This window comes from Xanthobacter agilis (assembly GCF_021730435.1).
GTDB classification, from domain to species: domain Bacteria; phylum Pseudomonadota; class Alphaproteobacteria; order Rhizobiales; family Xanthobacteraceae; genus Xanthobacter; species Xanthobacter agilis.
On the sequence record NZ_JABWGX010000003.1, the window covers coordinates 132153 to 144266 of the forward strand.

13 protein-coding genes are annotated in these 12114 nt (G+C 68.6%); 8 read left to right on the forward strand and 5 right to left on the reverse strand.

Annotated elements, in window-relative coordinates:
• Positions 1 to 63 precede the first annotated feature (63 nt).
• On the reverse strand, positions 64 to 1275 hold the full coding sequence (locus HUW53_RS02965) for an HlyD family secretion protein (protein WP_237344248.1): 1212 nt from the start codon (positions 1273 to 1275) through the stop codon (positions 64 to 66).
• A 145-nt stretch (positions 1276 to 1420) separates the two neighbouring features.
• Here HUW53_RS02965 and HUW53_RS02970 point away from each other — a divergent pair, with 145 nt between their 5' ends.
• Positions 1421 to 2080, forward strand: a complete 660-nt coding sequence (locus tag HUW53_RS02970) for a TetR/AcrR family transcriptional regulator (protein ID WP_237344249.1) — start codon at positions 1421 to 1423, stop codon at positions 2078 to 2080.
• Between the two features lie 30 nt (positions 2081 to 2110).
• Here the strand turns inward: HUW53_RS02970 and msrA are convergent, their stop codons facing one another.
• The gene (gene msrA, locus HUW53_RS02975) at positions 2111 to 2767 is read right to left on the reverse strand and encodes a peptide-methionine (S)-S-oxide reductase MsrA (protein WP_237344250.1); all 657 of its coding nucleotides are present in this window, start codon (positions 2765 to 2767) and stop codon (positions 2111 to 2113) included.
• Between the two features lie 130 nt (positions 2768 to 2897).
• A complete protein-coding gene (locus tag HUW53_RS02980) occupies positions 2898 to 3209 on the reverse strand; it encodes a hypothetical protein (protein ID WP_237344251.1) in 312 nt (103 codons plus the stop codon).
• A 206-nt stretch (positions 3210 to 3415) separates the two neighbouring features.
• On the opposite strand from HUW53_RS02980, the gene HUW53_RS02985 reads away from it, so the two are divergent.
• The 4 genes from HUW53_RS02985 to HUW53_RS03000 all read left to right on the forward strand — a co-directional run bounded on the left by HUW53_RS02985 (position 3416) and on the right by HUW53_RS03000 (position 6443).
• Positions 3416 to 3925 (forward strand): GNAT family N-acetyltransferase, encoded by a 510-nt coding sequence (locus HUW53_RS02985; protein ID WP_237344252.1) that lies wholly within the window; start codon positions 3416 to 3418, stop codon positions 3923 to 3925.
• 51 nt (positions 3926 to 3976) lie between these two features.
• Positions 3977 to 4507: an inorganic diphosphatase gene (gene ppa, locus HUW53_RS02990; protein WP_237344253.1), complete on the forward strand. Its 531-nt coding sequence runs from the start codon at positions 3977 to 3979 to the stop codon at positions 4505 to 4507.
• 365 nt (positions 4508 to 4872) lie between these two features.
• Positions 4873 to 5652, forward strand: coding sequence for an SDR family NAD(P)-dependent oxidoreductase (locus tag HUW53_RS02995; RefSeq protein ID WP_237344254.1), 780 nt, complete (start codon positions 4873 to 4875; stop codon positions 5650 to 5652).
• A gap of 203 nt (positions 5653 to 5855) precedes the next feature.
• Positions 5856 to 6443: a MarR family winged helix-turn-helix transcriptional regulator gene (locus HUW53_RS03000; RefSeq protein ID WP_237344255.1), complete on the forward strand. Its 588-nt coding sequence runs from the start codon at positions 5856 to 5858 to the stop codon at positions 6441 to 6443.
• Between the two features lie 83 nt (positions 6444 to 6526).
• Here HUW53_RS03000 and fae read toward each other — a convergent pair whose 3' ends face one another.
• Both fae and HUW53_RS03010 read right to left on the reverse strand, forming a co-directional pair.
• Complete coding sequence (fae, locus tag HUW53_RS03005; protein WP_237344256.1) at positions 6527 to 7036, reverse strand: formaldehyde-activating enzyme; 510 nt, start codon at positions 7034 to 7036, stop codon at positions 6527 to 6529.
• Positions 7037 to 7239: 203 nt separating this feature from the next.
• Positions 7240 to 8496, reverse strand: a complete 1257-nt coding sequence (locus tag HUW53_RS03010; protein ID WP_237344257.1) for a glycoside hydrolase family 2 TIM barrel-domain containing protein — start codon at positions 8494 to 8496, stop codon at positions 7240 to 7242.
• A gap of 311 nt (positions 8497 to 8807) precedes the next feature.
• Here HUW53_RS03010 and HUW53_RS03015 point away from each other — a divergent pair, with 311 nt between their 5' ends.
• The 3 genes from HUW53_RS03015 (at position 8808) to HUW53_RS03025 (ending at position 12029) form a co-directional block, all read left to right on the forward strand.
• The gene (locus HUW53_RS03015) at positions 8808 to 9731 is read left to right on the forward strand and encodes a metallophosphoesterase family protein (protein WP_237344258.1); all 924 of its coding nucleotides are present in this window, start codon (positions 8808 to 8810) and stop codon (positions 9729 to 9731) included.
• Between the two features lie 240 nt (positions 9732 to 9971).
• Complete coding sequence (locus tag HUW53_RS03020) at positions 9972 to 10553, forward strand: Spy/CpxP family protein refolding chaperone (protein WP_237344259.1); 582 nt, start codon at positions 9972 to 9974, stop codon at positions 10551 to 10553.
• Positions 10554 to 10778: 225 nt separating this feature from the next.
• On the forward strand, positions 10779 to 12029 hold the full coding sequence (locus HUW53_RS03025) for an MFS transporter (RefSeq protein ID WP_237344260.1): 1251 nt from the start codon (positions 10779 to 10781) through the stop codon (positions 12027 to 12029).
• The last annotated feature ends 85 nt before the right edge of the window (positions 12030 to 12114 follow it).

Sequence of the window (12114 nt, forward strand, 5' to 3'; positions counted from 1 at the left end):
GGGATCGGCCTTTGGTCGCGACCGCGCGCGTCACGCCGCCAGCGGTCGCTCCGCATTCCCGTGTCAGTGCGTTTTTTCCCGAGCGCCGGCATCCGCGTCCCGCGCCGCGACCTTGGTGTCGCCGCCGCGCGTGTCCACCACCGCGGTCACCGACATGCCGGGCCGCAACGCATGACCCTCGCGTGCATCCGCGTCGAGGCCGATGCGCACGGGGATGCGCTGCACGATCTTGGTGAAGTTGCCGGTGGCATTCTCCGGCGGCAGCAGGGAGAACACCGCGCCCGAGGCCGGGGAGACGCTCGCCACCTGCCCGGTGAAGTCGCGGTCAGGATAGGCGTCCACATGGACCTTGACCTTCTGGCCCGGATGGAGCCGATCGAACTGGGTTTCCTTGAAGTTGGCGTCCACATAGACCGCGCCGAGGGGCACGATGGCGGCGAGGCGCGTGCCCGGCTGCACCAATTGGCCCACCTGCACGGCGCGATTGCCCACGACCCCCTCGACCGGCGCGCGCACCACCGTGAAGTCGAGGTCGCGCTGGGCCTGGTCGCGGGCGGTGCGATATTCGGCGAGCACCCGCTCCGCCTCGGTGCGCTGTGCCTTCAGAACGGCGAGCGCGGCCTCGGCGGAGGCGACCGCCGCCGTGGCGGACAGGACGTTGGCCGCCGCCTTGTCGCGATCGGCACGGGCATTGTCGAGCGCCGATCGGCTGGCGAAGTTGGAACTCGCGAGCTTGTCCTGGCGCTCGAATTCAAGCGCGGTCCGCCTCTGGTCCGCGTCGGTGGCCGCAAGTTGGGCCCGGGCCTGGTCCACGGCCGCCGCCGCCGCCTTCGCCTGCTCGTCGAAACGGACAAGGGCTGCCTGCTGGGTGGCGATCTTGTCGGATGCCGCCTGCACGGCGAGGCGATAGTCGCCGTCGTCGATGCGGGCGATGACGTCGCCGGCCTTGACCCATTGGTTGGCCTCGACCTCCACGCTTTTCACATAGCCGCCGACCTTGGCCGCCAGTAGCGAGGTGTCGGCGCCCACATAGGCGTCGTCGGTGGACACCTCGAACCGGCCCACCTGCCACCAATGGAGGCCGTACCACCCGGCGCCCGCCGCCAGCAGGCCGACAACGGCGCCAAGCACCAGGCGCTTGCGCGACGCCTTGGGCGCGGGGGGGGCCTCGGTCTGAGCCGCCGGAGCGGCGGGCGAGAGGGGCTTCAGAAGGGCGATGCCGGCGGTGGGATCCGTGTCGCGTTCCGCGGTGTCGAGCCTCGTCGTGTGGGACACAGCGTCTCTCCGCCCTGGATGGCAACTAAACGGTTCAGTTCTGATCGTGGGTGGAGTATAATAAACTAAACTGTTCAGTCAATTGCTTTGACGACCTGCCGCAAGGTGCTTTAGCACAGACGCACTGGCGGGAAGGTGGACACACATGAGTGACGCGAGCACGGACTCAAGGAGCGCCGGGACCGGCGCCCCGGTCGGCGCCGAGCATGAAAGCGGCAAGCGCCGCACCATCATCGACGGCGCGCGGCGGGTCTTTTTCGACAAGGGCTTCGACGGTGCCAGCATGGACGAGATCGCCCGCACGAGCGGCGTCTCCAAGGCGACCATCTATTCTTATTTCGCCGGCAAGGTGGAACTGTTCCAGGCCCTGGTCGAGGTGGACCGGCGCAAATCGGCCGAGCGCCTGTTTGAATACGACCCCGCCGATGCCGATGTGGAAAGCCTGCTGAAGCGCATCGGCGAGAGCTTCATGGCCATGATGGTGTCGCCGGAGCATATCCGGCTCATCCGCATGGTGATTGGCGCCGCGGAGCAGTTTCCCGCTATCGGTCGCACCTTCTTCGAGGCCGGGCCCTGCCAGGGTGGGCGCCGCCTGGCCGATCTCCTGGCCCGGCAGACGGCGCTGGGTCATTTGAAGGTGGACGATTGCGAGCTGGCGGCCTTCCAGTTCTTCAACCTCTGCCAGGGCAATCTGGTGAAGGGCCTGCTGTTCGGCACCCAGCGCCCACCGACGCAGGATGAACTGCGTGCCACCGTCGCCGCGGCGGTGCGGGTGTTTCTCGCCGGCTACGGCGTCGGCCGCTGACCGAAGGTTCTGCCGCCCACGCCCGCGGGCCTATTGCGCCGCGATGCCGGTGCCGATCGGGCAGGCGACGCCGGTGCCGCCGAGCCCGCAATAGCCGTCCGGGTTCTTCGCCAGATATTGCTGGTGTCCATCCTCGGCGAAATAGAAGGTTTCAAGCGGCGCGATCTCGGTGGTGACGGGGCCGAAGCCACGCGACCGCAGGGCGCTCTCATAAGCCGCCTTGGCGGCCTTTGCCGGGGCGTCCTGATCGACGTCCGTCAGATAGATCCCGGATCGGTACTGGGTGCCCACGTCGTTGCCCTGGCGCATGCCCTGGGTGGGGTCATGGGATTCGAAGAACAGCTTGAGCAGCGCCTCGTAGCTGACGATCGCGGGATCGAACACCACCAGCACCGCCTCGGTGTGGCCGGTATAGCCGGAGCAGACCTCCTCATAGGTCGGGTTGGGCGTGAGGCCCGCCACATAGCCCACGGCGGTCACATGGACGCCCGGCTGCTGCCAGAACTTGCGTTCCGCCCCCCAGAAGCAGCCGAGGGCGAATACGGCGGTCCGCAGTCCCGGCGGATAGGGCCCCTTGAGCGGGTGGCCCGAGACGACATGACGGGCAGCGGTGGGGATGGCCGTGGGGCGGCCGGGCAGGGCCTCCGCCGCGGTGGGCAGGCCGAGGGGCTTCCGCGTGAAGAACATGGCAATGCTCCCATGCGCGGGGTGCCGCCGGATCGGCGGCCCGCGCGCTGTTGCTGTGTGTCCCCCATATGGGAGCGCCGCGCGCGCGGCGGGAGGGGGCTCGCCGGCGTGTGATTCGGCGGGCTTGGGCTCAGCTCACCTGAAAGCGGGACCGCTCGCGCACCCTGCCGAGCCCGAGCAGCGCGAGGCCGACCAGCACCAGCAGCAGTGAGGCCGGCAGCGACAGCAGCGGCACCATGATCCGCGGCCACAGCCACGCCGCGCCGGAGGCGGCGGCCTCCGTCCGCTCCAGAGCGTGCGGAGCGATGGCGTACCAGGCATCCCCCGCCGACGTGAACAGCATTCGCGACGCGGCGATGGAGCGCGTGCCGTCGACGATGAGGGCGACGAATCCGCCGGCCACCAGCCAGAAGCCGACGAAGCGAAGAAGGAACCGGAGCATCCGCACGGGATCGCCACACCTCAAAGCAGGACACACGGCGGAGGCACGCCCCTTGCCGCGCCGCCGGCAGGGCCGGCGCGGGGCGATGCTAGCCGCGACCGCGGGGCGGGGGAAGCCCGGCCCCGCTTGTCACCTGAAAATGTCGTGACCGTCTCTGGATGCGCAAGGCCCTTGAAGGATGGGGCAAGGTTTGCTTCCATTCACCCATGAGCACGCTCGAGATCGAAATCCGCAGAGCGAAGCCCGCCGATGCCCTGGACATTTCGGCGGTCCATGATGCGGCTTGGCGCTCCACCTACCGCGGGCTCATCCCCGGACTGGAGCTTGAGCGGATGGTGGAGCGGCGCGGCCCTGCCTGGTGGGACGCAGCCATCCGGCGCGGCAGCCGGCTCCATGTGCTGAAGGTGGGTGACGATCTCGCCGGCTATGTGAATTACGGCGGCAACCGCGCCAAGGCGCTGCCCTATGGCGGCGAAATCTACGAGATTTATCTGCATCCCCAGTTCCAGGGGCTGGGCTTCGGCCACCGCCTGTTCGCGGCGGCCCGTCACGATCTCGCGCTGGCGCGGCTCGGCGGGCTGGTGGTGTGGGCGCTGGCGGACAATGAAGGGGCCGTGGGCTTCTACCGGGCGTTGGGGGGGCAACCGGTCGCATCGTCCAACGAGCGGTTCGGCACGAAAACGCTGGACAAGATCGCCTTCGCTTGGCAGCGGTAGCCTCCGCGCGGGGTTGCCCTCGCGCGATCAGAAGCTGGAAGCGAGACTGATATGCGCATCGAAGCCATCCCAATTGGCAAGAAGGCCCCGGAGGAAGTCAACGTCATCATCGAAGTGCCGATCGGCGGCGAGCCGATCAAGTACGAGATGGACAAGGAGTCCGGCGCGCTCTTCGTGGACCGCTTCCTTTACACCTCCATGCGTTATCCGGGGAACTACGGCTTCATTCCCCACACCCTGTCCGGCGACGGCGACCCGGCCGATGTGCTCATCTGCAACAATCGGGCCCTGGTGCCGGGCTCGGTGATCGCGGTGCGCCCGGTGGGCGTGCTGGTGATGGAGGACGAGGGCGGCCAGGACGAGAAGATCGTCGCGGTGCCCGTCTCCAAGCTCACCAAGCGCTATGAGAAGGTGGAGGAATACACCGACCTGCCCGAGATCCTGCTCAAGCAGATCGAGCACTTCTTCGAGCATTACAAGGACCTGGAGCCCAATAAATGGGTCAAGGTGCTGCATTGGGGCAACAAGGCCGAGGCGCATAAGCTGATCGCGGAAGCCATCGAGCGCGCCAAGGGCAAGTGAGAGCCGGACAGTGCGAACTGGACGGTGAGAGCCGGACAATGATGCCCGGATGGTAAGGACCGGGTCCGGGGCGTGCGCCTGGCGCTGCCCTGGACCCCCTCCCGCCGGCACCCCGGCTTTTCTGTGCCTCTCCCGCGCCCCGAAGGTGCCCGGGGCCACGCTTCGGCATGGATGGCGTGCGCGTGGTGGTTACGCCCTTAGCCCGCTGCCCTTAGCCCATCGCTTCTTGCCCGATGTTCCGGGTGGCGCGGCAATCCCGCCTCTGGCGCGACCAGGGCGGTTTTTTGTTACCATTTTCCCCGTTGACAGGGATCCTCGAGCGGATCCATTCGCTTGCGACAAAAGTCGGAGGCAACAAGATGTCCGTGTCGGGGAGTGATGATCGTCCGGTGGTCGTGGTGACAGGAGGGGCCAGCGGCATCGGCGCGGCCTGCGTGCGGCGCTTTGCGCAAGAGGGGGCGCGGGTCGCCGTGCTGGACCTGTCGCTGGATGCGGCGGAGCAGCTGGCGGGCGAGGTCGGCGGGCGTGCCTTCGCTGCCGATGTCGGCGATGCGGACGGGCTTGCCGCCTGTGCCGCGGCGATCGAGGCGGACTTCGGCCCGGTGGCGGTGCTGGTGAACAGCGCCGGCGTGTTGCAGCCTCCCGAGCGGCCCCATGATTTGCCGCTATCCCGATGGGATGACGTGATTCGCATCGATCAGCGCGGGACTTATGTGGCTTCGCTCGCGTTCGCGCGCGCCATGCTGGAGCGGCGGCGCGGCGCCATCGTGAACATCGCATCCATCACCGGATTGCGCGCGGTGCCGTTGCATGCCTACGGACCCGCCAAGGCCGCCGTTATCGCCATGACCGAGTGCCTGGCCGCCGAATGGGGCCCGGCCGGTGTGCGCGTGAACGCGGTCTCGCCCGGCTATACGCTGACGCCGGCGCTGCGGCAGGCCGTCGCCCGTGGCGAGCGCGACGTGTCCGCGCTGGCGGCGAATGCGGCGCTGCAACGTCTCGTGGAGCCGGAGGAGGTGGCGCGGGCGGTGGCGTTTCTGGCCGGCGCTGGCGCTTCCGCCATCACCGGGGTGAACCTGCCGGTCGATTGCGGATGGCTGGTGGCAACCCCTTGGAACACCTACGGGGGCCTGAGAATGCCTTAGCGGAAGACCGCCGGTGACGTTCCGGCTCTGCGTTGTACGCAGCGGCATGCCCCGCAAAGTTCAATGGCGGCCACCCTTAGGTTGATGTTATATCAATCAAAACGCCGGTATCAGATAGCTATTACCTAAAGCTAATATCCACACGGGAAACGTATCGTGCCAGCGCTGCGGGGTTGGCGCGGACGCGAGGGGAGTGCGGTGTCATGTCGCTGAAGCCAGCCAAGGGGCGAAAGCCGCTCCCGCTCACCGTCTCGCGGCCGGCCCTCCTCATGGACGGAACCGACATTGCGTTTCGCGACCTGCTGCATGACATGCTGGCGTTCTCGGCGGTGATCGAGGAGGTGCGGCAGCGGCTTGGCGGGTTGATCGGCCTTTCCGGCACCCAGTACACGATCCTGACCTCCATCGCCCGGCTGAGCGCGGTCATCCCCGATCTCGGGGTGAACCAGGTGGCGGAACACCTGCACCTGTCGGGCGCCTTCATCACGCTGGAGGTGAACAAGCTGGTGGCGGCGGGGCTCGTAACCAAGGCGGTCAATCCGGAGGATCGCCGCCGCGTGGTGCTGACCGTGACGCCGGAGGCCGAGCGGCGCCTGACCGAGCTGGTGGTGGTGCAGGTGCCGGCCAACGATTCCCTGTTCGAGCCCTTGTCCGCTCAGGAGTTCAAGGCGCTGCGCGGCATCATCGCCAAGCTTGCCGGTCCCGGCGACCGGGCGGTGCAGCTCATCACCTATCTGGCTCCCACCGGCCGGCTCGACGAGGTGCCCCGCGACGTGCGCACGCCGGTGTGAGGGCGACGGGGGCTGCTGCTGCGGGGGCTCTTTCTGCGGGGGCTCTTGGCGCGCCGCCCTCGCGCGATCGTTCCGGCGGAAGCCTATGGCGCGGCGAAGGGATGCTGGGCATCATGCGCCTGCGCGATGGCATCGGCAGGTCGGGGGGTGCCGGTCACCGCGCGCCGGATGGCCTCGCGGGTGGCCTCGTAATTGAAACTCTGGATCTTGGCGTCGTCGGATGCATCCCAATGGATGAACACGCCCACGCAGATGAAGATGTCATCCGCCTCCGCGATCGGGATGGTGCCGTCGGCCACGCTGTCGGTGACGGCCGTGGCCACCGCATATTGTGCCGGGCCGAACATTTGCACCGCCTGGCGCGCGTCCTTGATGGTCACCTTGTTGAACAGCACCGTGTTGGGCTTGGCCAGCAGGTTCGGCTCCACCACGGCGAGCAGGGTGGTGAAGCCGTCCTTGTTGTTGGTGAGGGCGGTCACGAAGGCGTATTCGGCGGACGAGCCGCGCGGCCCCATGATGAGGTCGATATGGGCCACCTCGTTGCCGTCGCCCACCAGCGCCTCGCCCACCAGCAGCCTGTCGATCTTGGCCATCAAAGCTCTCCACAAAAATTCAAGAATGAAAAGGGCTTCAGAAAAGGATGCGCCGCGTGTCCGGGGGTGAGATCCTGAGGCTCGGGCGCCGCCGCGGCTCGGGGTTTTTGGTCTCAGGCCGTCGGCCCCGCCTTTGAGCGGCTTCGGCGCGGTGCCCAGGGGCCGCGCGGGCTGGGCCTGAGGGGCGGCATGTGGGCTCCCGGCTATCGCACATAGATCGGCAGGTTGCCGGTGGCCACCGCGCCGCGGCCGTCCCGCACGGTCACGAACACCCGGTAGGCGCCCGGCGGCAGGGGGCCGATGCGCGCGGCGTTGGCCTGGGTGTCGCGCACGGCGTCCGGGAAGCTCGGCGGCACCGGTTCCCGGTCGCCGCCGAAGCTCGGGGCGGTGCTTTCGGCCATCACTTGCCACTCCACCTTCAGCGGGTCGCCGTCGGGATCGGTGGCGGCCACCCGGGCGAGGGTCGTCCCCGTGCGGGTGAGCACGGAGGGGCCATCGAGGCGCAGCGAGAGGATGCGCGGGGCGTGGTTGTCGCCGCCGGGCGGACTGCCGTCCCATTGGTCGGCCATGACCTCTACGGTCTCGGTCCATTCGCCGGTGGGCAGCAGCAGCGAATACCATGTGGGCGTCACCTCCTGCTTCTGGCCCCATAGGAAGACGATGGTTCCGATACCGGAGTGGCTCGCGGTGGATAGGTAGCGCCGCATCAGGTCCGCCTTCTGGGACGAGGTGGGCTCGAAGCGGGCGCCCCAGGTGGTCCTGGGGGCCTCCCAATGCCCCTGTGCGCCCATCTCGGTGAGCACTACCGGGCCGGTCCAGCCCTGCATGCGGGCGCGGGTGACGGAGGTCAGAAGGCCGTCGCCATATCCGTTGATGCCGAGCACGTCGATGGAAGGCGCCAGCTCCTTCACATGCCGGGCCTTGTCGGTCCCCACCTCGGCCACCACGGCGAGGGTGGGGTGGCTGGGATCGAGGGTCTTCACGAGGCGCGCGGCCTCCTCGATGGCGGGCCAGACCACCGCCTGGGCCTCCGCCGGCGGCAGCTCCACCTCGACCTCGTTGCCGACCCCCCACATGAGCAGGGCCGGATGGTTGCGGTAGCGTTCCACCATGTGGCGCAGGCCGTCGAGCTGGGCCTCCACCGCCTGCCGATTGCGATAGTCGAAGCCGAGGCGGGGATGGCCCATCCAGAAGCCGACGATCACCTTCAGTCCGGCGCGCTGGGCGGCATCCAGGATCTCGCCGGGCTCCTGGCCATAGGTGCGCACCACATTGGCGCCGAGGGCCTTCAGCTCCGGCAGCCGGGTCTCGCCGCTGGCGCCGTTGGGGATGAAGGGGCGCCCGTCCACCAGAATGTCCGTGCCACGCACGGAAACCTGGGCGGCCTGCGCCCGCGCGGGCAAGGCGACGGGAATCGCAAGGGCGAGGGCGGCAAGGGGGAGGCAGCGGAAGGCACGCACGGACAGAATGGCTCCTGATCGGCGCTGGGGGAGCGCCCGAAGGGCAGGGGGAAGAGATACCGCGCCGCGCCGCATTGCACCAGAATTTCGCGCGGTGGAGCGGGTTCGCCAACGTCGCGGGCGCGGCGCGGGCGGCGGTCGCGGTTGCGCCGCACACGGGATGCTCTAAAGGAGGGGAGGCCTGCGGCGCGCGCCGGCGCGCGTGTGCCCTGATGGTGGAATTTGCGCGCGCTCTTCGTTGTGTCGCAATTCCGGACGGAAAGCCGGTGCACGCTTGCCGCGGGAATTGTCCAGGGGGTTTCCTCGCCGCCATGTTCACGCTCGCGCATTTGTCCGATCCGCATCTTGGTCCGATCCCGGAAGCTCAACTCTCCGAGCTCCTGGGCAAGCGATTCTTCGGCATGATGAATTGGATCGGCGCGCGGCGGCGCAACTTCGGCGCCTCCACCCTCGGGCCGCTGATGGACGATTTGCTGGTGCAGGCCCCGGACCACATCTGCGTCACCGGCGACCTCGTGAATGTGAGCCTGCCGGCGGAGTTCGACACCGGCGCCACCTTCCTGACCTCCCTCGGCGCGCCCGATCGGGTGAGCGTGGTGCCCGGCAATCACGACGCTTATGTGCGCTCCGCCATGCACTACCACCTGGAGCATTGGGCGCCGTTCCTGTCCGGCGACGACACCCATCCTCACACGCCGGTGGATGTGGATGCCTTCCCCTATGTGCGGCGCCGGGGGCCGGTGGCGGTGGTGGGCGTATCCACGGCGGTGCCGACGGCGGTGTTCCTGGCGAGCGGGGAGGCGGGCAAGGGCCAGCTTGGCCGGCTCCGGGCGGTGCTGGCGGAATTGAAGACCGAGGGGCTGTTTCGCGCGGTGATGATCCATCATCCGCCGGTGGGATCGCGACCGTTCCACCGCGATCTCAAGGATGCGGCGGCGGTCCGCGCGGTGCTGGCCGAGGCCGGGGCAGAGCTGGTGATGCATGGCCATGACCACCGCGCGGCTCTGGGCCAGATCGAGATCGCGGGCGGTGGCTCCATCCCGGTGGTGGGCGTGCCCTCCGCATCGGCGGGGCCGGACGACGACCGGGGCGCGGGCGCCTATGCGCTCTACCGGATTTCCGGCCATCCCGGCGCGTGGCGCTGCGAGATGGAGCGGCGCGGCTTTGCGCCTGGCCGACGCAGTGTCGACGCGGGCGAGGCGCAGCTGCTGTGGCCGCGCCCGGCCGCGGGCTGACGCCGATCGGGGTCTTCGACCGGCGCGGACGGGGCCTCTCTCGGGGCCGCGCGGTTTGGCTTGGGAACTGTGAGGCAGCTGGGGCAGGCACCTGGGTCAGGCACCTGGGTCAGGCACCGGCCGCCGGCTAAATTCCCCTGTGTCTCCAAGCGTCTCCGACAAAGGAATGATTACGGAACTTTAAGTTGAGGCGCAGGTGTCGCCGGGCCATTGTGCGGCCGTCCTTTAAGGAGGATCACGATGAAAAAAGCCGTTATTGCCGCCGCCACCGCCGCGCTCATTGCCGGATCGGCGATCGCCCATGCCGCCGGTCCTGCCGATGCCACCCCGCCCCAGAGCGCGCAGTCCGCAGCGCCGCAGGCGGCCCCTCAATCCGCGCCGGCCGCTACCGCTCCTGCTGCCCCGCAGGGCATGCCCGCCAAGCAGGCGGCCGCTTTCGAGGCCCACCTCGCCGAACTCAAGGGCGGGCTGAAGCTGACCCCCGACCAGGAGAAGCTCTGGCCGGCGTTCGAGACTGCGTTGCGCAACGTGGCCAACGATCGCACGGCCCGCATGGCGGAACTCCGCACCATGCGGCAGGAGGCCCGCCAGTCCGGCCAGCGCCCGGCGCGTCCGGACATGGTGACGCGCGTGCGCGAGGCTTCCGATCGCATGACCGCCATGGCCGGCGAACTGCGCCAGGTGGCGGATACCCTCGATCCGCTCTACCAGAGCTTTGACGCGGCCCAGAAGAAGTATTTCGAAACGACCGCGCGCAAGGGCTTGGGCGGCTTTTTCGGCATGTCCCGTCCGCCGCGGGGAGAGCGGCCGAACCGCGGTTGATCCGTACCCGAGGCGGCTCGCGTCCCGCGCGCCGCCTCCCCAGCCCCGCCGGCCGCGCTGGTGGGCGGTCGGCGCGATCTCCACGATGACACTGTATCGCCGCGACCATCCATGAAGCAATCTCATGGATGGCTTTTCTATTATTGATTTTTCAGAGCCCGGCGGCGGGCATTACCATGACCGTGAAGCGTGACCCCTCATCGGGGCGCGCAAAGAGAACGGCTCATGACTGCTTCACCCCCGCCCGCGTCCCCGGCTTCGGCTCCTGGGCGTCACCTTCCTGCGCTTCTCATTGTCGTCGCCGGCTGCGCCATCGCCATGCTCACCTTCGGGCCGCGTTCGGTGTTCGGGCTGTTCCTGGTGCCCATGTCGCGGGAGTTCGGCTGGGGCCGGGACGTGTTCGGCCTTGCGGTGGCCATCCAGAACCTCCTGTGGGGCCTCGGCTCGCCGTTCGCGGGGGCGATCGCCGACCGCTTCGGCACCGTGCGCGTGATGTGGGCGGGGGCGCTGATCTACGCCGCCGGACTGGTGCTGATGGCCTATTCCGGCACGCCGACCGCGCTGCAGCTGACCGCCGGCGTGCTGGTGGGGTTCGGGCTTTCGGCGGCCTCGTTCAACCTGGTGCTGGCGGCGTTCGGCAAGCTGTTGCCCGACCGGCTGAAGGCGCTGGGCTTCGGCGCGGCCACCGCGGCCGGCTCGTTCGGCCAGTTCCTGTTTCCGCCGCTGACCACCGGCCTGCTGCAGAGCGTGGGATGGCAGGATACGCTGATCGTCTTCGGCGCTTCGCTGCTGCTGGTGATGCCGTTCTCCCTGGCGCTGGCCACCCGTGGCGCCGCACCGGCGAGCGGCCCGGCGGCGCCGCAGCAGAGTGTGGGCGCGGCGCTGTCCGAGGCATTCCGGCATCCGAGCTATGTGATGCTGGTGCTGGGCTTCTTCACCTGCGGCTTCCAGCTCGCCTTCGTGACCGTGCACATGCCGGCCTTCCTGGTGGATCGCGGCATGAGCCTGTCGGTCGGGGCGGTGACCCTTGCCCTGATCGGCCTGTTCAACATGGCCGGCTCCATCGGCGCCGGCTACCTGACCGGGCGCGTGTCGCGCAAGTGGCTGCTGGCCTGGATCTACGCCGGGCGGGGGGTGGCCATCGCCGTGTTCATCCTGCTGCCGGTCACGCCCTTGAGCTGCTATGTGTTCGGGGCGGTGATCGGGCTTTTGTGGCTGTCCACGGTGCCACCCACCTCGAGCCTGGTGATGCTGATGTTCGGCACCCGCTACATGGCCATGCTCTACGGCTTCGCTTTCTTCTCGCACCAGGTGGGCGGCTTCATTGGCGTCTATCTGGGCGGCGAGATCTATGAGGCGGTCGGCTCCTACGATCTGGTGTGGTGGCTGGCTGTGGCCCTCTCCTTCGCCTCGGCCGCCATCAATCTGCCGATCCGGGAGGAGCCGGCGCGGTCGCCGGTGGCGGCCGTTGTGTGAACGCAAACTTAACGCCGGTGCGGTTCGGCGGGCACAGTGGGGCGGAAAAGGCGCGGTGGCCGCGTTTTCCGGGCCTTGGGGCGGA

What these genes read in the sequence shown, in the direction of transcription:
- HUW53_RS02970 (WP_237344249.1), top strand. Translation starts at nt 1,421, where the DNA reads ATGAGTGACGCGAGCACGGACTCAAGGAGCGCCGGGACCGGCGCCCCG.
- msrA (WP_237344250.1), bottom strand. Translation starts at nt 2,767, where the DNA reads ATGTTCTTCACGCGGAAGCCCCTCGGCCTGCCCACCGCGGCGGAGGCC.
- HUW53_RS02980 (WP_237344251.1), bottom strand. Translation starts at nt 3,209, where the DNA reads ATGCTCCGGTTCCTTCTTCGCTTCGTCGGCTTCTGGCTGGTGGCCGGC.
- HUW53_RS02985 (WP_237344252.1), top strand. Translation starts at nt 3,416, where the DNA reads ATGAGCACGCTCGAGATCGAAATCCGCAGAGCGAAGCCCGCCGATGCC.
- ppa (WP_237344253.1), top strand. Translation starts at nt 3,977, where the DNA reads ATGCGCATCGAAGCCATCCCAATTGGCAAGAAGGCCCCGGAGGAAGTC.
- HUW53_RS03000 (WP_237344255.1), top strand. Translation starts at nt 5,856, where the DNA reads ATGTCGCTGAAGCCAGCCAAGGGGCGAAAGCCGCTCCCGCTCACCGTC.
- fae (WP_237344256.1), bottom strand. Translation starts at nt 7,036, where the DNA reads ATGGCCAAGATCGACAGGCTGCTGGTGGGCGAGGCGCTGGTGGGCGAC.
- HUW53_RS03015 (WP_237344258.1), top strand. Translation starts at nt 8,808, where the DNA reads ATGTTCACGCTCGCGCATTTGTCCGATCCGCATCTTGGTCCGATCCCG.
- HUW53_RS03020 (WP_237344259.1), top strand. Translation starts at nt 9,972, where the DNA reads ATGAAAAAAGCCGTTATTGCCGCCGCCACCGCCGCGCTCATTGCCGGA.
- HUW53_RS03025 (WP_237344260.1), top strand. Translation starts at nt 10,779, where the DNA reads ATGACTGCTTCACCCCCGCCCGCGTCCCCGGCTTCGGCTCCTGGGCGT.